This window comes from Pseudomonas rhodesiae (assembly GCF_013285305.1).
GTDB classification, from domain to species: Bacteria; Pseudomonadota; Gammaproteobacteria; order Pseudomonadales; family Pseudomonadaceae; genus Aquipseudomonas; species Aquipseudomonas rhodesiae.
On the sequence record NZ_CP054205.1, the window covers coordinates 511276 to 528391 of the forward strand.

Sequence of the window (17116 nt, forward strand, 5' to 3'; positions counted from 1 at the left end):
CTGATGCACCGATAGATGACGTCGATCAAGGCTCTATTTGCGATTTCTGATACAGCGCAAAGCACGCCTCGGCCAATGCCGAACGCGGTGCACTGCGACGCATGATCAGCCCCAGCCGCGCGAGGGTGTGGGCGTTTTCGATCGGTTGCAGGCGCAGGTGTTCGGTGAGGGCATCCAGCCCGCCCTCCAGGGGCATGACCGCGCAACACAAACCGCCATGCACCGCCTGCAATAACTGATGGACGGCATCGGTCTGCAGCAGCGGTTGTGGGTGCAGGCCGCGACTGTGGAAGTTGTGGTCGATGGATTGGCGAAAGTGCATGCCGCTGGTGAGCATGCCCAGCGGCAGTTCGATCAGCGCTTCCCAGCTCAACGGTGTGTCGCCGAAGCTGAAGAAACGCTGGTCATATAGCAGCCCCATGCGGGTTTCGCCCAGGGCCAGGGAGTCGAAGCGTTCCGTGTCGAGACGCTCCAGGTACGACACGCCCAGGTCCAGGCGATTGCTGGCCAGTTGTTCGAGGATCTGCTCGGAACTGAGCGCCGACAGCTCGAAGCGCAGGTTCGGATGCTCTTTATGCAACTGCTGCATCAGTGCCAAGGGATCGAAGCTCGACAACGGCACCACCCCCAGGCGCAACGTGCCCACCAGGTTGCCGCGACACGCTGCCGCTTCAGCCTGCAAACCGTCGTAGGCCGCCAGCACCGTCCGCGCCCACGCCAGTACCCGTTCGCCTGGCGCGGTAAAGCCTTCGAAGCGCTGGCCACGGTTGACCAGCGGCAAATCCAGCTCTTCTTCTAGGCTGCGCAGGCGCATCGATAACGTGGGTTGGGTGATATGGCAACGGGCTGCGGCCTGGCCGAAGTGACGGGTCTCGTCGAGGGCGATGAGGAATTTCAGCTGTTTGATGTCCATCTTCGCTCCAGGGCTTATTCCAATGGCGGGGGGATTCTAGCGCGTTTGGGTCTTTGGTCGGTCTGGAACCCAAGTGTGCAGGACTGGTCTAGTCTTGGGCATCTGGAATTCATATCCCAAGGAGAGCGCACCATGAGTCTTTTAAGCTTTGTTAAGGAAGCCGGCGAGAAGTTGATCGACCTGTTGACGCCGGGTAATGCCAATGCCAGTGAGCAGTTGAAGGAACACGTGGCCAAAGTGGGTCTGGGGAATCCGAATGTGCAGACCAAGGTGGAGGGTGACAAGGTGATCGTCACCGGTGAAGTCGCCAGCCAGGAAGAGAAAGAGAAAATTCTGCTGGCGCTGGGCAACATTAAAGGTGTTGCGAGTGTGGACGACCAGATCACCGTATCCGGCCCGGTGGTGGCTGCCGCACGTTTCGTCGTTGTGAAAGAGGGCGACACTCTAAGTGCGATTTCTCTGGCGGTGTATGGCAACGCCAACCAGTACAACAAGATCTTCGAAGCCAACAAGCCGCTGTTGTCGCACCCGGACAAAATCTACCCAGGGCAGACGCTGCGTATTCCTGAGTAATACACGGAAGAAAGGTGGGTGGGGGCTCATCGCCCCTCTCACCTCAGAGACCGACAATAAGATCGCGGTAGTCACCGACCGCTGCAAACTCGCCAGTGTCTTTCGGCCCCTTCTTGCTATCCGGTTCTTTTACCGCCAGCAAATGCCTTACGCCAAACGCCCCGGCGCTGCGCAGGATCGGCAGGGTGTCGTCGATAAACAGACTGCGGGCCGGGTCGAACTCTATATCAGCTTGCAAAGCGTCCCAGAATTGCGGGTTTTCCTTCGCGAAACCGTAGTCGTGGGAACTGATCAACCGTTCGAAATAGGGCGCCAGCTCGATGCGTTCCAACTTCAACGACAGCGAGTCGCGGTGAGCGTTGGTGATCAGGATCACCCGCTTGCCGGCCTGTTTGATGGCCTGCAAAAACGTGTCGGCATCCGGGCGCAGGGCGATCAGGTGCGCGGTCTCCAGCTTGAGTTCGCGCACCGGGAGGTTGAGTTCTGCGCTCCAGAAGTCCAGGCAATACCATTGCAACTGTCCAGCGTTACGCTCGAACAGGGGCTGCAATTCCATCTCGGCCATGGCGCGGCTGACGCCATGCAGCTCGGCGTAACGCTGAGGCAGGTGTTCCATCCAGAAATGGTTGTCGTAATGCAGGTCCAGCAGGGTGCCGTCCATGTCCAGCAGGACGGTGTCGATGGCGTGCCAGGGCAAAGATGGCATGGGGCGTTCTCATGTAAGTAAAGATATCCGACACAGACAATCGGAAAAGCCACGGTATAGTAACCCGATCACGCCAAGGAGCCGCTTATGCGCCAGAAACCCACCGTCCTCGCCCGCGAAATAGTCGCCAGTAGCCGTTTGTTCCGCGTGGAGGAAGTGCAGTTGCGCTTTGCCAATGGCGTTGAACGGACCTACGAGCGCCTGGTGGGCCGGGGGAACGGTTACGGCGCGGTGATGATCGTGGCGATGATCGATGAGGACCATGCGTTGCTGGTGGAAGAGTACTGCGGCGGCACGGATGAATATGAAGTGTCGCTGCCCAAAGGCTTGATCGAGCCCGGTGAAGATGTGCTGGCGGCCGCGGATCGGGAACTCAAGGAAGAGGCAGGCTACGGTGCCCGGCAGTTGGAGCACATTACCGAGTTGTCGCTGTCGCCTGGCTATATGAGTCAGAAAATCCAAGTGGTGCTGGCTACCGATCTGTACGAAGAACGTCTGGAAGGCGATGAGCCCGAGCCGATGCGGGTGGACAAGGTCAATCTGCGCGAGCTGTCGAGCCTGGCGCAGAACGAGCAATTCAGTGAAGGTCGCGCCCTTGCCGCGTTGTACCTGGTGCGCGATCTGTTGACCCAGCGTGGAGCCTTCAACGCATGAGCGAACTGTTCCTGGGCCACCCGTTTATCGCCCCTGTCATTGAACTGGCCCGCCAGGCGGGTGAAGCGATCCTGCCGTACTGGCGCGCGGATGTGGCCGTGACCTCCAAGGCCGATGACTCGCCGGTGACGGCGGCGGACCTGGCGGCGCACCACCTGATCCTCGCCGGCCTGACGGCCCTGGACCCCAGCATCCCGGTGCTCTCCGAGGAAGATGCCGATATCGACCAGAGCGTGCGTGCCAGCTGGCAGCGCTGGTGGCTGGTGGACCCGCTGGACGGCACCAAGGAATTCATCGCCGGCAGCGAAGAGTTCACCGTCAATATCGCGCTGATCGAACAGGGCCGCGTGGTGTTTGGCGTGGTCTCGATGCCCACCAGTGGCCGTTGCTACTTCGGTGGCGCGGGCCTGGGGGCGTGGCGTTCGGATGTCAATGAAGCCCCAAGGCAGATTCAAGTGCGCCAAGCGCCGGCGGAGGGCGAGTGCTTTACGGTGGTGGCCAGTCGTCGACACAGCAGCCCTGAGCAGGAGCGATTGCTGGAGGGGCTGAGCGAAGGGCTGGGCAAACTGGAGCTGGCGAATATCGGCAGTTCGTTGAAGTTTTGCCTGCTGGCCGAAGGCAGCGCCGATTGCTACCCGCGCCTGGCTCCGACCTCACAGTGGGACACCGCTGCCGCCCAAGGCGTGCTGGAAGGTGCCGGTGGTGAAGTGCTGGAGTTGAGCGGTGCACCGTTCAGTTATCCGGCGCGGGAATCGCTGCTCAATCCGTTCTTTTTGGCGCTGCCGGCCAAGGCGGCCTGGCGTGAACGTTTGTTGAGCTTGGCGCGTGCTTAAGACCTCAAGCAAGCTGACTGTGGGAGCTAGCCCCTTCCCACAGTTGTTTTGTGTAGGGGGGTCTAGCGGTGCAGGACGTATTGGCCAGTGAAGGCGACCGCCCTTTCGTCACTACCCTCATTCACGATCCAGGTGTCCAACGTCAACCGCGCCCGCCCATAGCGCTTGTAGGTGGCTAAAAAACGCTTCCACACCTTTTCCTCCGGCGCCTGGCAAATCACCGTGGCGTCCTGTGTCACCGGCAACGGATAACTGATCTGCCCCTCCTGAATCACGATATGCCCGTCCTCGATACCTTCCTCGCGCAACTGCAGGTGCAACCAACCCCAGCCCGCCAGCACCGCGCCGCAGTAGAGGCTGCCGCCGAACATGGTGCTCTTGTGGTTGATATTGGCTTGCAAGGGCAGGTGCAGCTGCAACTGGCGATCTTGCCAGTCGAGCACCTTGAGCCCCATTTCCCGGGTCAGGGGAATGTCATGGTGAAGGATGGATTCCAGGTAACGGCTGTCGCGGCTCATGGTGGCCTCTTGGCGGGTAGGAAGGGTCATTCGTCGTCGGCACTGTGCTGGGCGCTGTCGGCGAAGTTCAGCCCGTGCTTGCGTAGTTTGTCGTGCAAGGTCTTGCGCGGTACGCCGAGGGCTTCGGCGAGGCTGCGCAGAGAACTGTGGGGGCGGGCGAGTTCGGCGGCGATCAGGCTTTTTTCGAACTGTTCGACCTGTTCGCTCAAGCCGCCCGGCGTGGATGTCAGCACGCTGCCGGTGGGGTTGTCCGCCGAGCTGTCCAGGGCCAGCTCCAGGCCCAGTGCAAAGCGCTCGGCGGCATTCTGCAGTTCCCGCACATTACCCGGCCAGCTGTGGCGCAACAGCAATGCGCGCTGGCCCGGTTGCAGTTCGTGTAGCGGCAGGCCATGGCGACTGCTGGCTTCGTCGGCAAAGTGTTGGAACAACATCAGCGCATCCTCGCCCCGTTCGCGCAGCGGCGGGATGCGCAGCGGCGCCACGTTGAGACGGTAATACAGGTCGGCGCGGAAGCGGCCCTGGTCGGCGGCCTGGCGCAGGTCTTCCTTGGTCGCGGCGATGATGCGGATGTCCAGGGGGATCAACTGGTTGCCGCCCAGGCGCTCGACCACGCGCTCCTGCAACAGACGCAGGAGCTTGACCTGCACGTCCAGGCTCATGCTTTCGATTTCATCCAGAAACAACGTACCGCCATTGGCAAACTCGAACTTACCGATGCGGCGCTTCTGCGCACCGGTAAATGCGCCGGGTTCATGGCCGAACAGTTCGCTTTCGACCACCGACTCGGCCAGGGCCCCGGCGTTGATCGCCACGAACGGCCCGCTGCGTCGGCTCGATAGATCGTGCAACGCGCGCGCCACCACTTCTTTACCGGCGCCGGTTTCGCCGAGGATCAGCACGTCGGCCTTGGTTGCGGCCAGGGCGCCGATCTGCTCGCGCAGGCGCAGCATCTGCGGCGAATGCCCCACCAGGCGCGTGCTCAGTTGCTGGCGGTCGCTAAGGGCCAGGCGCAGGCTGCGGTTGTCCAGCACCAATCGACGCAACGCCAGGGCGCGGCGCACGCTATCGAGCAAAGCGTCGCTGGCGAAAGGCTTTTCGAGAAAGTCATAGGCCCCGGCGCGCATGGCTTGCACAGCCAGCGGTACATCACCGTGGCCGGTGATCAGCAACACCGGTAGATCCGGGTCCTGGCCGTGCAGCTCGGCCAACAGTTCCAGGCCGTCCATGCCGGGCATGCGGATATCGCTGACCACCACCCCCGGCCAGTCCCGCGACAGCTGCGCGGTGAGGCCGGTGGCTTCGGCCAAAGGCAGGACCTTCAACCCGGCCAGGTCCAGGGTCTGGCACAGGGCCTGACGCAAGTGCGGGTCGTCGTCGATCAGCACCACCTGAATCTGGTTATCTATACTCATACACTGCGGTCCTCGGAGGGTTGCAGACTGACGCCCGGCGAACCGGCACGCAATTTCAAAGTTAACAGCGCGCCGCCTTCCTTGTGGTTGGCAAACAGCAGTTCGCCGCCAAAGGCGCGCATCAGGGTTTCACAGATGGCCAGGCCCAGCCCAAGGCCTTGTGTGCGCGTCTTGGTGGTATAGAACGGCTCGCTGGCGCGGCCCAGGGCTTCCATGCAAAAGCCTGGGCCGTTGTCGCGAATGTACAGGTTGACGCCTTGCTCGGTGGTTTCGGCACTCAGCCAGAGTTTGCGCGGCTGGCCTTTTTCGGTCAGCGCGTCCAGGGCGTTGGCCAGCAGGTTGCCCAGTACCTGGCGCAGGCGGGTTTCGCCGGCCTGCACCCACAGCGTGGCTTCCGGCAGATCGCGGATCAATTCCACTTCCATCGAGCGGCGGCGCTTGGCCAGCAGCGCCAGGGCGTCATCGAGCGCCGGTTGCAGCGCCACGCTCTCGGGGGCATGGCGGTCGCGGCGGGCAAAGGCGCGCAGGTGGGCGATGATCGAGGCCATGCGCCCGGTCAGTTCGCTGATCAGTTTGAGGTTGCCGCGCGCGTCGTCGGTGCGTTGGTGATCGAGCAGGATCTCGGCGTTTTCGGCGTAGCTGCGGATCGCAGCCAAGGGCTGATTGAGTTCGTGGCTGATGCTCGCCGACATGGTCCCCAGCGCCGACAGCTTGCCGGCCTGTACCAGATCATCCTGGGCGCGCACCAGTTCCTGCTGGGCGTGTTCGCGCTCCAGCACTTCTTGTTTCAGGCGTCGGTTAAGGCCTTCCAGGTCGCTGGTCCGTTCGGCCACACGCATTTCCAGTTCGCGGCGGGCTTTGGCCTCAAAGGCAATACGCTCCAGATAGTGGCGACGGCGCTGCATCAACAGACCGAGCAACAGCATCAGCACCAGCAGTGCCGCGCCGCCCACGGCCACCACGGTGCGCACCGGGCGGCTGATCAAGGATTTCGGCGCGAGGATTTCCACGTTCCAGCCGGTTTCGGCGATGGCCGTGGACTGGCGCAACCAGGCGGTGCTGCTCAGGTTCAGCGGCTGTGGATCGCGGGTCGGGTAGGGCTGGATTGCGATGATGGCCTGCCGCTCTTCGGGGGTGAGCGGGCGCGTGGCGCGGAATCGCCATTGCGGGCGTGACGTCAGGATCACCACGCCGTTGTGGTCGGTGACCAGCAGTTGTTCCGGGGTGTTACCCCACAGGCTTTCGGTGTGATCCAGGTCCACCTTGACCACAAGCACGCCGATGACTTTTTCACCGTCGCGCACCGCCGCGGCGAAGAAGTACCCGCGCTTGGCGGAGGTGGTGCCCAGGCCGAAGAATCGACCCAAGCGCCCGGCCATGGCTTCACTGAAGTAGGGGCGGAATGAAAAGTTACGTCCGACGAAGCTGTCCTGTTTATCCCAGTTCGACGCGGCGAGGGTCTTACCGGTGGTGTCCATCAGATACATCACTTCCACGCCGGCCTGGGCCGCCACGTCTTTGAGCAGCAGGTTAGCGTTGGCCAGGTGGGTACTGACCTCGGGCGCCGCCAGCGCGGTGCGCAGGGCGGGCAGATCGCCGAGGATCTGCGGCAGTACTTCGTAGCGGTGCAGGGTACCCAACAGGTTGGCGACGTACAGGTCGAGGGTCTGGCGGTTTTGTCCGGCCAGCTCACTGCGATAGTAGCGCTCGGCCAGGTGTTCCAGCGGCCACAGCAGCGGGGCCAGGCACAACGCCAGCAATGCGAGGCTGCGCCAGCGGGGTCGTCGCGGAAGGGGTGGAGTCATGGGAGTCGTGCGCCTGGGGGTACAGGCGCATTATGCCTAGTGCGGCTGTGCAAGACACTCGCGCAGTGCGTCCAGCCAATGCGGTTGGGCGACATGCCACTGTTGCTGCAAGCGGCTGCAGTCCAGACGCGAGTTCAGCGGGCGTTTGGCGGGTGTCGGGTAAGCGCTGGAAGGGATGGCCTCCAGCTCGGCGCAGGCTTTGCCGGTGGCCCGCAGATGCTCGCCGATGGCTTGGGCAAAGCCGAACCACGACGTTTCGCCTTGGGCCGTCAGGTGATACACCCCCCACGCGCCGGCGGCCCCAGCCTGCCAATGTTCGATCAGGGCGCGAGTGCTGTCGGCGATGGTGCCGGCCCAGGTCGGCGCACCGATCTGGTCGGCGACGATGCGCATCTGCGGCTTTTCCTGCAGCAGGCGTTGCATGGTCAGCAGGAAGTTCTTGCCGTGGTTGGAATACACCCAACTGGTGCGCAGAATCAGATGCTCGCCTCCCACTGCCGCAATCGCCTGCTCGCCGGCGAGCTTGCTTTGGCCATACACCCCCAACGGGTTCGGCGTATCGGCCTCGGTGTACGGCGCCGGTTTGCTGCCGTCGAACACGTAGTCGGTGGAGTAGTGGATCAGCGGCGCGCCCAGGGCCTTGGCCTCCTCAGCCAGAATGCCGGGGGCGATGGCATTGATGGCGAAGGCCACCTCCGGCTCGCTTTCGGCCTGGTCGACCGCCGTGTGGGCGGCCGCGTTGATGATCAGGCCGGGGCGGTGGGCACGGACCTGCTGGCGGATTTGGTCGACGTTGGTCAGGTCCAGTTGCTCGCGACCCAGCACGATCAGTTCGCCAAGCGGGGGCAGACGCTGTTGAAGAGCCTGGGAGACTTGGCCGTGTTGGCCGGTGATGAGGATTTTCATGGGAACAGGTCCGCTTCCACCAAGCGTTTGCCGGCCTGGTCCTTGACGGACAGTTGCGGCGTCTCGGTCAGTTGCCAATCAATTGCCAGCGTTGGGTCGTTCCATGCGATGCAGCGCTCAGCACTGGGCTGATAGTAATCAGTGGTCTTGTAGAGAAACTCTGCGTATTCACTCAACACCACGAACCCATGAGCAAAACCTTCGGGTACCCACAGTTGGCGGTGGTTCTGAGCCGACAGACGGACCCCCACCCATTGACCGAAGTTCGGAGAACTGCGGCGAATATCCACCGCCACGTCGAGCACCTCACCTGCGGTGACACGCACGAGTTTTCCCTGTGTGTCTACCAACTGATAGTGCAAGCCCCGCAGCACACCCTTTTGCGAGCGCGAATGGTTGTCTTGTACGAAGTTGCGTTCGAGGCCCGTGGCCTGCTTGAACGTCCTGGCGTTGAAACTTTCGTAGAAAAAACCTCGGTCGTCGCCATAGACTTTGGGTTCGAGGATTACAACACCGGGAAGTGAGGTTTCAACCACGTTCACTGGCTATCTCCCGCCAGCGAGTACAGGTATTGACCATAGCCGGTCTTGCCAAAATATTGGGCGCGCTGCAGCAGGTGGTTGCGGTCGATCCACTCATTCTCGTAGGCGATTTCTTCAAGACAAGCGACTTTCAGACCTTGGCGATGTTCGATGGTCTGCACGTACGTCGAGGCTTCGAGCAAGCTGTCATGGGTGCCCGTGTCGAGCCAGGCAAAGCCACGCCCAAAGCGTTCCACATGCAGATCTCCACGCTGCAGGTACGCGTTGTTGACGTCAGTGATCTCCAGTTCACCGCGAGGCGAAGGCTTGACCGCCTTGGCGATCTTGATCACATCGTTGTCGTAGAAATACAGGCCGGTCACGGCGTAACTGGACTTCGGCTTGGCGGGTTTTTCTTCGATTGAAAGGGCGCGGCCTTCGTTGTCGAAGTCGATCACGCCGAAGCGCTCCGGGTCTTTGACCCAATAGCCGAATACAGTCGCGCCGGACGGGCGATTGGCGGCTGTGCGCAATTGATCGCCGAAGTGCTGGCCATGGAAAATGTTGTCGCCCAGGATCAAGCAGACCGGGTCGTCACCGATAAACTCTTCGCCGATGATAAACGCCTGCGCCAGGCCATCCGGAGAAGGCTGTTCGGCGTAACTGAACCGCACGCCGAACTGGCTGCCGTCGCCAAGCAGGTTGCGGTATTGCGGCAAGTCCACCGGGGTGGAAATCACCAAGATGTCCTTGATCCCCGCCAGCATCAGCACTGAGATGGGATAGTAGATCATCGGCTTGTCGTACACCGGTAACAGCTGTTTGGACACACCCAGGGTAATGGGGTGCAAGCGCGTGCCGGAGCCACCGGCCAATACGATTCCCTTCATCATGCAATCAGATCCTTCGTGTCGGTGTTGCCCAATCGTTCGCCCTGATAACTGCCGTCCTGGACCCTGCGGCACCATTCCAGGTTATCGAGGTACCACTGCACGGTTTTGCGCAGACCGGTTTCGAAGGTTTCTTCCGGAACCCAGCCCAGTTCGCGTTCGATCTTGCTGGCGTCGATCGCGTAGCGTTGGTCGTGACCTGGCCGATCCTTGACGAAAGTGATCAGGTCGGTGAATTGCGCGACGCCTGCGGGCCGTTGCGGCGCCAGTTCTTCCAGCAGGGAGCAGATACCGCGCACCACGTCGATGTTCTTTTGTTCGTTATGGCCGCCGATGTTGTAGGTCTCGCCGACCACACCTTCGGTGACCACTTTCAATAGAGCGCGGGCGTGGTCTTCGACGAACAGCCAGTCCCGCACCTGCAAACCATCACCGTAGACCGGCAATGGCTTGCCCGCGAGGGCATTGAGGATCACCAGCGGAATCAGCTTTTCGGGGAAATGGAACGGGCCGTAGTTGTTCGAACAGTTGGTCAGCAGCACAGGCAGGCCGTAGGTACGGTGCCAGGCGCGCACCAAGTGGTCGGATGCGGCCTTGCTGGCTGAGTAGGGCGAGCTGGGAGCGTAGGGCGTGGTTTCGGTGAACAGGTCATCCACGCCGTGCAGGTCGCCATACACTTCATCGGTAGAAATGTGATGAAAGCGAAAGGCGCTTTTGGCCGGCTCGGTCAGCGTATGCCAGTAGGCACGGGCGGCTTCGAGCAGGCTGTAGGTGCCGACGATATTGGTCTGGATAAAATCCGACGGACCGTCAATCGAACGGTCGACATGGGACTCGGCGGCCAGGTGCATGATCGCATGGGGCTCGAAGCGTGCCAGCACGGCGCTGACGGTGGCCTGGTCGATGATATCGGCCTGGACAAACTCATAGCGGCTGTTGGAGGCGATGCTGGTCAGCGACTCCAGGTTGCCAGCGTAGGTGAGTTTGTCGAGGTTGAGCACTTCGTGCTCGGTGTGTTGAATCAGATGGCGGATCAGGGCTGAGCCGATAAATCCGGCGCCACCGGTGATGAAAATGCGCATGTCGGAGGGCCTTTTCCTTAGACGGACATTAAGCGGATGAAGCATAGCTTGAGTTGCGCAGCGGGGCGGCGCAAGCACGGTTATAAGCAGGGGGTTGCTTAACCCCCCAAAACAATGGCGATATACACGCCTAAAAATCAGAGGCTCTGACCATGCTGCTCGCCACGTTGATCCATCGCGCCAGTCTACCTTGCCCGCAAGTAGGCCTCGATCAGGCCACTCAACTCTTGGCGCAGCACTATGGCCTTGCTGGCACTTTGCAGTCGCTGGGCAGCCAGCAAGACCTCAATTACAGAGTCGACACCCCCCATGGGCGGTTTGTTCTGAAAATCTGCCGGGGTGACTACGCGGCGTTGGAGCTGCAGGCTCAGCACGCGGCGCTGGGTCACCTGCAGACGCACGCCGAGGTGCGTGTGCCTAAGGTCATCAAGACCCTGGCTGGCGATGAGTTGCTCACCTTGACCATCGGCGGGCAAACCCTGCATTTGCGGCTGCTGGACTATCTCGACGGCCAGCCGTTGACCCACATGCCGCACTTGGGTCGCGAGGTGATAGCCGGGTTCGGTGACCTGTGCGGCCGCATGAGCCTTGCGCTCGCGCCGTTCGAGCATGGGGGCCTTGAGCGCACGCTGCAGTGGGACCCGCGCCATGCTCCGGAACTGATCACCCACCTGCTGACCAGCCTGGAACGCCTCCCGCACCGTGACGCGTTGGAGCGCGTGGCCGCGCAGGTTCAAGCCCGAATTCGCCCTTTGGCCGAGCGCCTGCCGTGGCAAGCCGTTCACATGGATATCACCGATGACAACGTGCTGTGGCAGCGCGATGCCCAGCGTCATTGGCACATCCAAGGGGTGATCGACTTCGGCGATCTGGTTCACACCTGGCGCATCGCTGATCTGTCGGTGACTTGCGCGGCCCTGCTGCACCATGCCGAAGGCGACCCCTTTGCGATTTTGCCGGCGATCCAGGCCTGCCATGCCGTGACCCCTTTGCAACGCGAAGAGTTACAGGTGCTGTGGCCGCTGATCGTTGCGCGGGCGGCGGTGCTGGTGCTGAGCAGTGAGCAGCAGCAACGCTTGGACCCGGATAACAGCTACCTGCTGAAAAATGCCGAGCATGAGTGGGAAATCTTCCATGTGGCGACCTCGGTGCCGTTCGAACTGATGGAAGCGGCGATTTTGAGCAGCGTTGGCGAAACGCCGACGCCCATCGCCAGCCAGGATTTTGCCCCACTGTTACCGGAGCTGGTCGGTCGCGAATTTGCGTTGATCGACCTCGGGGTGCTCAGCCCGCATTTCGAGGCTGGCAATTGGGAGACACCCGGTGTCGATCGCAGGCTGCTGGACGAAGCAGCAGCAGTTCATGGGTTGGCGGCCAGCCGCTACGGGCAATATCGGCTGTCGCGCACCGTCCCTGACAGCGCCGCCGAGCCGGAGACCTTTCCCCTGCACGTCGAGCTGCATGTGCCCCACGGCACGGTGCTGGAAGCGCCTTTCGCCGGTACATTGCACCAGGACGCTGATGGGGTCGTGAGCCTGCAGGGCGTCGAGTCGAGCGTTCGCTTGATGGGGGTCAAACCCTCCCTCAAACCGGGTGCGCTGCTGGTCAAAGGGCAAGTGTTTGGCGAGGTTCAAGCGCCGCTGACCGTACAACTGTGCCGCGCCGATCTCGAACCGCCGCTGTTTTGCACGCCTTCGCGCGCATCGGCCTGGCAAATCCTCTGCCCGTCGCCTGCTGCTGTGCTGGGGCTGGCTTGCGACGCCGAGCCTGAACTGGACGCTCACGCTCTGCTGGCTCGCCGCGACGCCAGTTTTGCGCGCTCGCAAAAGCACTATTACACCGATCCGCCGCGTATCGAGCGGGGCTGGCGCAACCACCTGATCGACATGCAGGGGCGTTCCTACCTGGACATGCTCAACAACGTGGCGGTGCTCGGCCATGGGCATCCGCGCATGGCTGCGGTGGCGGCGCGGCAATGGTCGCTGCTCAACACCAACTCACGCTTTCACTATGCCGCCGTCACGGAGTTTTCCGAACGCCTAATGGCCTTGGCGCCGGCGGGCATGGACCGTGTTTTTCTGGTCAACAGCGGCACCGAAGCCAACGACCTGGCCATTCGCCTGGCCTGGGCCTACAGCGGCGGGCGCGACATGCTCAGCGTACTGGAGGCGTACCACGGCTGGTCGGTGGCGGCGGACGCGGTGTCCACCTCGATTGCCGATAACCCCCAGGCCTTGAGCAGTCGTCCGGACTGGGTGCACCCAGTGACGGCGCCCAACACCTATCGCGGTGAGTTCCGTGGGCAGGACAGTGCCCCGGACTACGTACGCAGCGTGGAGCACAACCTGGCGAAAATCGCCGCCAGCAAACGCCAACTGGCAGGCTTTATCTGCGAACCGGTGTATGGCAACGCCGGTGGCATCTCGCTGCCGCCGGGCTATCTGCAACAGGTGTATGGCCTGGTGCGCGCTCAGGGCGGCGTGTGCATCGCCGATGAAGTGCAAGTCGGTTATGGGCGCATGGGGCGGTTCTTCTGGGGCTTCGAGGAGCAGGGCGTGGTGCCCGACATCATCACCATGGCCAAAGGCATGGGCAACGGCCAGCCACTGGGGGCCGTGATCACTCGCCGCGAAATCGCCGAAGCGTTGGAGGCTGAAGGCTACTTCTTCTCGTCTTCTGGCGGCAGCCCGGTCAGTTGCCGGATCGGCATGGCAGTGCTGGATGTGATGGAAGAAGAAAAGCTGTGGGAAAACGCCCAAGTGGTCGGTGGGCATTTCAAAGCTCGCCTGGAAGCCCTGATCGAGCGTCACCCGTTGGTCGGCGCGGTGCATGGGTCCGGTTTCTACCTTGGCCTGGAACTGGTTCGCGACCGGCATACCCTGGAGCCTGCCACCGAGGAAACCAAAATACTGTGCGACCGCTTACGGGAGTTGGGCATTTTCATGCAGCCTACCGGTGATTATCTGAACATCCTCAAGATCAAACCACCGATGGTCACTTCCCGCAGCAGCGTGGATTTCTTCGTCGACATGCTGTCGAAGGTGCTCGATGAACAGTTATAAATAGTCGATTCTTATCGATAATGAGGCCGGATGCTTCAAGCTAAAGCCTCTTAACTGCTTTTAAAGCCGATTTTTATCCGTTATAAAGTCGGCCATCACCCCTTCGGAGCACCGAACGCCATGACCACTTTGCACAGCACTCCCCGCGCCGATGGCTTCCATATGCCCGCCGAATGGGCGCCACAGACCCAGACCTGGATGATCTGGCCTGAGCGCCCGGACAACTGGCGCCTGGGTGGCAAGCCGGCGCAGGCGGCCCATGTGGCCGTGGCCAAGGCCATTGCGCGGTTCGAGCCGGTGACGGTGTGCGTGTCCGCCGGCCAATATGAAAACGCGCGGGCGCGTTTGGATGTGCCGAATATTCGCGTGGTGGAAATGTCCAGCGATGACGCTTGGGTGCGGGACACCGGCCCGACATTCGTGATCAACAACAGCGGCGAAGTGCGCGGCGTCAATTGGGATTTCAACGCTTGGGGCGGTTTCGACGGCGGCCTCTACGCGCCGTGGAACCGTGACACACAAGTAGGCGGCAAAATCCTTGAGATCGAGCGCGCCCCCCGTTACCGCACCGAAGGTTTTGTGCTGGAGGGTGGTTCGATCCACGTTGATGGCGAAGGCACCCTGATCACCACCGAAGAATGCCTGCTCAACCGCAATCGTAACCCGCACCTCGACCGCGCCGAGATCGAAGCGGTGCTGAGCGCCAATCTGGCGGTGGATAAAATCATCTGGTTGCCGGACGGCCTGTTCAACGACGAAACCGATGGCCATGTGGATAACTTCTGCTGCTACGTGCGCCCGGGCGAAGTATTGCTGGCCTGGACCGATGACCCACAAGACCCGAACTACGCGCGCTGCCATGCCGCCATGGACGTCCTGCAACGCAGCACCGATGCCCAGGGCCGCTCGTTTACAGTGCACAAAATGCCGATTCCGGGGCCCTTGTATGCCACCGAAGAAGAGTGCGCCGGGGTCGACCCGGTGGACGGTTCCCAGGAGCGTAATCCGACCGTGCGGCTGGCTGGTTCCTACGTCAACTTCCTGATCGTCAACGGCGGCATCATCGCGCCGAGCTTCGACGATCCGCTCGACCATGAAGCCAAGCGCATCCTGCAGGACCTCTTCCCGCAACATGAAGTGGTGATGGTGCCGGGTCGTGAATTGTTACTGGGTGGCGGCAATATTCACTGCCTGACTCAACAGCAGCCTGCGCCGCATAAAAACTGAGTGCGGTTGTAACAGCGCTTTAACGACGACCTGGCGCTACGCGCCTCCAGCGTCCAAGGCAAGCCCGCGGCCTTACTAGCCCGCGGGCTTTTTTGTGCGCGCAGGCCCCTGAATCTGGCGCATTGGCATAGCTCTTGTATCGGTTTTGCCATAGCAGTGGCCCAAGGTGATGACTGCGCAGTTCTGTCATAAACCTTGAGTAAGTTAGCCGCTCACGCAGTCGGAGAGAGCGCTGAAATGAACGTCGAAATCAACCCCATGCGCGCGCGCCTGCTTCATCCTTCACGGGTCGACAGTGACGCCATCCATGCCCTGGCGCTCTGGTTGAAGGAAAACAGCGCGCGGCAGGTCAGGCAACCTGACCTGCGCAGTGTATTGAGTGAACGCTACCCGCAGGGGTTGTTCAGTGAGGATGAAGTGCACGCGCTGTGCGAGGTGATGCGCAATTAGTTGTCGTTTTTAGACATGTCATCAACATCTCCTTAGAATTATTTCGCCTAAATACAGACGATTCGCGAAATTGACACATAGTTCAACGCGCGACTAGGATTGCGCCAACGCCTGTGGCTAACCGCCATGACTCTTCCAATAAAAAAAGGCCCGCGGCATGTTCAGTCGTCCGCGGGCTTTCTTTTTTCTGGAAAAAGTCGATATCAGAAAGCGACATGGAGCCTGGTATCACAGCGCGTACTCAACCCGTAATAAGGAATACAAGAACATGTTGAAGCAACGGATGAGTCTGATCGCTCTGGGGATTTTGAGCGCATCGACAGCAATGGCCAACGACCAGGACCAATCCAAGGGTTTTGTCGAAGACAGCCACCTGAATATCGCCGCACGTAACGCCTACATCAGCCGTGACTACAAAAACGGCAAGCAAGACAAAGCCGAGTGGGGCCAGGGTTTCATCGGTAAATTCGAGTCCGGCTTCACCCAGGGCACCGTCGGCGTGGGTGTGGACGTGATCGGTCAGTACGCTATTCGCTTGGACGGCGGTAAAGGCCGCAGCGGCGCTGGCGGCATCGACTTCTTTAAGCAGGGCGATAGCGGCTCGGCCGCAGACGACCTGGCCAAAGGCGGCGCTGCCGTGAAGTTCCGGGTGTCCAACACCGTGCTCAAGTACGGTGATCAGTTCCCTAACGTCCCGGTTCTGGCCTACGACAACTCCCGCCTGTTGTCCGAAACCTATACCGGCACCTCGATCGTTTCCAAAGAGATCGAAGGCCTGCAACTGGACGCCGGTCATTTCACCAAGGAAGCACGCAAGAGTGCTGAAGGTACCGACAGCGGTAACCTCAAGAGCATCAACTACCTCGGTGGTAGCTATAAATTCACCGAAAGCCTGTCCGCCGCTCTGTACGCGTCCGATATGGAAGACGTGCTGAAGAAGCAATACGTCAACGTCAACTACGTGCTGGCCCTGCCAGAGAAACAGTCGCTGACCTTTGACTTCAACGGCTACAAAACCAAGCTGGACAGGAGCTTCGCCGAACAGCGCGGCGATGCCGATGCCCGTGATAACAAAATCTGGAGCCTGGGCGCTACCTGGGCTGTCGGCCCGCACAGTTTCACCGTGGCCCATCAGCGCAGCACTGGCGATACCGGCTACCTGTATGGCGGCTACCGCGATAACACTCCGGACACCGGCATCGGTGACGGCGGCAACACCATCCTGCTGGCCAACTCCTACTGGTCCGACTTCAACGGCAAGGACGAGCGCTCCTGGCAGGTCGGTTACGGCCTGGACTTCAGCACCTTCGGCGTGCCTGGCCTGACCTACAACGTGGCCTACGTACGCGGCACCAACATCGATGACGGCTCCAACCGTGGCGATGGCACCGAGCGGGAAATCTTCAACCAGTTCAAGTACGTCGTTCAGAGCGGCCCGGCCAAAGACCTGAGCCTGCGCGCTCGTGCGTCCTGGTTGCGCGTCTCCAACAACGCCAGCAACTACAACGTGGGCGGTAACGAACTGCGTCTGTTCGCTGACTACCCAATCAACGTGTTCTGATTG

General features: G+C 61.2%; 16 protein-coding genes. 7 read left to right on the forward strand and 9 right to left on the reverse strand.

All coding sequences use genetic code 11. The features are described from left to right. Positions 1-25 precede the first annotated feature (25 nt). A complete protein-coding gene (locus HRH33_RS02270; protein WP_034136496.1) occupies positions 26-913 on the reverse strand; it encodes a LysR family transcriptional regulator in 888 nt (295 codons plus the stop codon). Positions 914-1045: 132 nt separating this feature from the next. Here HRH33_RS02270 and lysM point away from each other — a divergent pair, with 132 nt between their 5' ends. After that, positions 1046-1486 (forward strand): peptidoglycan-binding protein LysM, encoded by a 441-nt coding sequence (lysM, locus tag HRH33_RS02275; RefSeq protein ID WP_034136497.1) that lies wholly within the window; start codon positions 1046-1048, stop codon positions 1484-1486. A gap of 43 nt (positions 1487-1529) precedes the next feature. Here the strand turns inward: lysM and yrfG are convergent, their stop codons facing one another. Next, positions 1530-2192 carry a GMP/IMP nucleotidase gene (gene yrfG, locus HRH33_RS02280; RefSeq protein ID WP_034095373.1) on the reverse strand — a complete coding sequence of 221 codons (663 nt, stop codon included), beginning with the start codon at positions 2190-2192 and terminating at the stop codon, positions 1530-1532. A gap of 87 nt (positions 2193-2279) precedes the next feature. Here yrfG and nudE point away from each other — a divergent pair, with 87 nt between their 5' ends. After that, positions 2280-2846, forward strand: coding sequence for an ADP compounds hydrolase NudE (gene nudE, locus HRH33_RS02285; protein WP_034095374.1), 567 nt, complete (start codon positions 2280-2282; stop codon positions 2844-2846). Then, a complete protein-coding gene (gene cysQ, locus HRH33_RS02290) occupies positions 2843-3679 on the forward strand; it encodes a 3'(2'),5'-bisphosphate nucleotidase CysQ (protein ID WP_167418158.1) in 837 nt (278 codons plus the stop codon). The genes nudE and cysQ overlap by 4 nt, the downstream gene beginning before the upstream one ends. Before the next feature lie 62 nt (positions 3680-3741). On the opposite strand, the gene HRH33_RS02295 is transcribed toward cysQ, so the two are convergent. The 7 genes from HRH33_RS02295 to rfbB are packed head-to-tail and all read right to left on the reverse strand — an operon-like array spanning position 3742 to position 10813. Beyond that, positions 3742-4197: a thioesterase domain-containing protein gene (locus HRH33_RS02295; RefSeq protein ID WP_094066146.1), complete on the reverse strand. Its 456-nt coding sequence runs from the start codon at positions 4195-4197 to the stop codon at positions 3742-3744. 26 nt (positions 4198-4223) lie between these two features. Beyond that, a complete protein-coding gene (locus tag HRH33_RS02300; protein ID WP_034136500.1) occupies positions 4224-5609 on the reverse strand; it encodes a sigma-54-dependent transcriptional regulator in 1386 nt (461 codons plus the stop codon). After that, positions 5606-7414 carry a sensor histidine kinase gene (locus HRH33_RS02305; protein ID WP_167418157.1) on the reverse strand — a complete coding sequence of 603 codons (1809 nt, stop codon included), beginning with the start codon at positions 7412-7414 and terminating at the stop codon, positions 5606-5608. The genes HRH33_RS02300 and HRH33_RS02305 overlap by 4 nt, the downstream gene beginning before the upstream one ends. Positions 7415-7450: 36 nt before the next feature. Beyond that, on the reverse strand, positions 7451-8320 hold the full coding sequence (gene rfbD / locus HRH33_RS02310; protein WP_167418156.1) for a dTDP-4-dehydrorhamnose reductase: 870 nt from the start codon (positions 8318-8320) through the stop codon (positions 7451-7453). Further along, on the reverse strand, positions 8317-8862 hold the full coding sequence (gene rfbC, locus HRH33_RS02315) for a dTDP-4-dehydrorhamnose 3,5-epimerase (protein WP_034136503.1): 546 nt from the start codon (positions 8860-8862) through the stop codon (positions 8317-8319). Before rfbC ends, rfbD begins: the two co-directional genes overlap by 4 nt. Further along, positions 8859-9734, reverse strand: coding sequence for a glucose-1-phosphate thymidylyltransferase RfbA (gene rfbA, locus HRH33_RS02320; RefSeq protein WP_034111342.1), 876 nt, complete (start codon positions 9732-9734; stop codon positions 8859-8861). Before rfbA ends, rfbC begins: the two co-directional genes overlap by 4 nt. Next, positions 9731-10813 carry a dTDP-glucose 4,6-dehydratase gene (rfbB, locus tag HRH33_RS02325; protein ID WP_034136504.1) on the reverse strand — a complete coding sequence of 361 codons (1083 nt, stop codon included), beginning with the start codon at positions 10811-10813 and terminating at the stop codon, positions 9731-9733. The genes rfbA and rfbB overlap by 4 nt, the downstream gene beginning before the upstream one ends. A 152-nt stretch (positions 10814-10965) precedes the next feature. On the opposite strand from rfbB, the gene HRH33_RS02330 reads away from it, so the two are divergent. The 4 genes from HRH33_RS02330 to HRH33_RS02345 all read left to right on the forward strand — a co-directional run bounded on the left by HRH33_RS02330 (position 10966) and on the right by HRH33_RS02345 (position 17113). Beyond that, a complete protein-coding gene (locus tag HRH33_RS02330) occupies positions 10966-13875 on the forward strand; it encodes an aminotransferase (protein ID WP_167418155.1) in 2910 nt (969 codons plus the stop codon). A gap of 120 nt (positions 13876-13995) precedes the next feature. After that, on the forward strand, positions 13996-15102 hold the full coding sequence (gene aguA, locus HRH33_RS02335) for an agmatine deiminase (protein ID WP_167418154.1): 1107 nt from the start codon (positions 13996-13998) through the stop codon (positions 15100-15102). A 237-nt stretch (positions 15103-15339) separates the two neighbouring features. Next, on the forward strand, positions 15340-15552 hold the full coding sequence (locus HRH33_RS02340; RefSeq protein WP_167418153.1) for a hypothetical protein: 213 nt from the start codon (positions 15340-15342) through the stop codon (positions 15550-15552). A gap of 268 nt (positions 15553-15820) precedes the next feature. Beyond that, positions 15821-17113, forward strand: a complete 1293-nt coding sequence (locus HRH33_RS02345; protein WP_167418152.1) for an OprD family porin — start codon at positions 15821-15823, stop codon at positions 17111-17113. The last annotated feature ends 3 nt before the right edge of the window (positions 17114-17116 follow it).

Excerpts from the sequence above, each read along its gene's own strand:
- HRH33_RS02295 (WP_094066146.1), bottom strand. The coding sequence starts at position 4,197 with ATGAGCCGCGACAGCCGTTACCTGGAATCCATCCTTCACCATGACATT.
- HRH33_RS02305 (WP_167418157.1), bottom strand. The coding sequence starts at position 7,414 with ATGACTCCACCCCTTCCGCGACGACCCCGCTGGCGCAGCCTCGCATTG.
- rfbB (WP_034136504.1), bottom strand. The coding sequence starts at position 10,813 with ATGCGCATTTTCATCACCGGTGGCGCCGGATTTATCGGCTCAGCCCTG.
- nudE (WP_034095374.1), top strand. The coding sequence starts at position 2,280 with ATGCGCCAGAAACCCACCGTCCTCGCCCGCGAAATAGTCGCCAGTAGC.
- HRH33_RS02345 (WP_167418152.1), top strand. The coding sequence starts at position 15,821 with ATGTTGAAGCAACGGATGAGTCTGATCGCTCTGGGGATTTTGAGCGCA.
- HRH33_RS02340 (WP_167418153.1), top strand. The coding sequence starts at position 15,340 with ATGAACGTCGAAATCAACCCCATGCGCGCGCGCCTGCTTCATCCTTCA.
- cysQ (WP_167418158.1), top strand. The coding sequence starts at position 2,843 with ATGAGCGAACTGTTCCTGGGCCACCCGTTTATCGCCCCTGTCATTGAA.
- yrfG (WP_034095373.1), bottom strand. The coding sequence starts at position 2,192 with ATGCCATCTTTGCCCTGGCACGCCATCGACACCGTCCTGCTGGACATG.
- HRH33_RS02300 (WP_034136500.1), bottom strand. The coding sequence starts at position 5,609 with ATGAGTATAGATAACCAGATTCAGGTGGTGCTGATCGACGACGACCCG.
- lysM (WP_034136497.1), top strand. The coding sequence starts at position 1,046 with ATGAGTCTTTTAAGCTTTGTTAAGGAAGCCGGCGAGAAGTTGATCGAC.
- aguA (WP_167418154.1), top strand. The coding sequence starts at position 13,996 with ATGACCACTTTGCACAGCACTCCCCGCGCCGATGGCTTCCATATGCCC.
- HRH33_RS02330 (WP_167418155.1), top strand. The coding sequence starts at position 10,966 with ATGCTGCTCGCCACGTTGATCCATCGCGCCAGTCTACCTTGCCCGCAA.
- rfbD (WP_167418156.1), bottom strand. The coding sequence starts at position 8,320 with ATGAAAATCCTCATCACCGGCCAACACGGCCAAGTCTCCCAGGCTCTT.
- HRH33_RS02270 (WP_034136496.1), bottom strand. The coding sequence starts at position 913 with ATGGACATCAAACAGCTGAAATTCCTCATCGCCCTCGACGAGACCCGT.
- rfbA (WP_034111342.1), bottom strand. The coding sequence starts at position 9,734 with ATGATGAAGGGAATCGTATTGGCCGGTGGCTCCGGCACGCGCTTGCAC.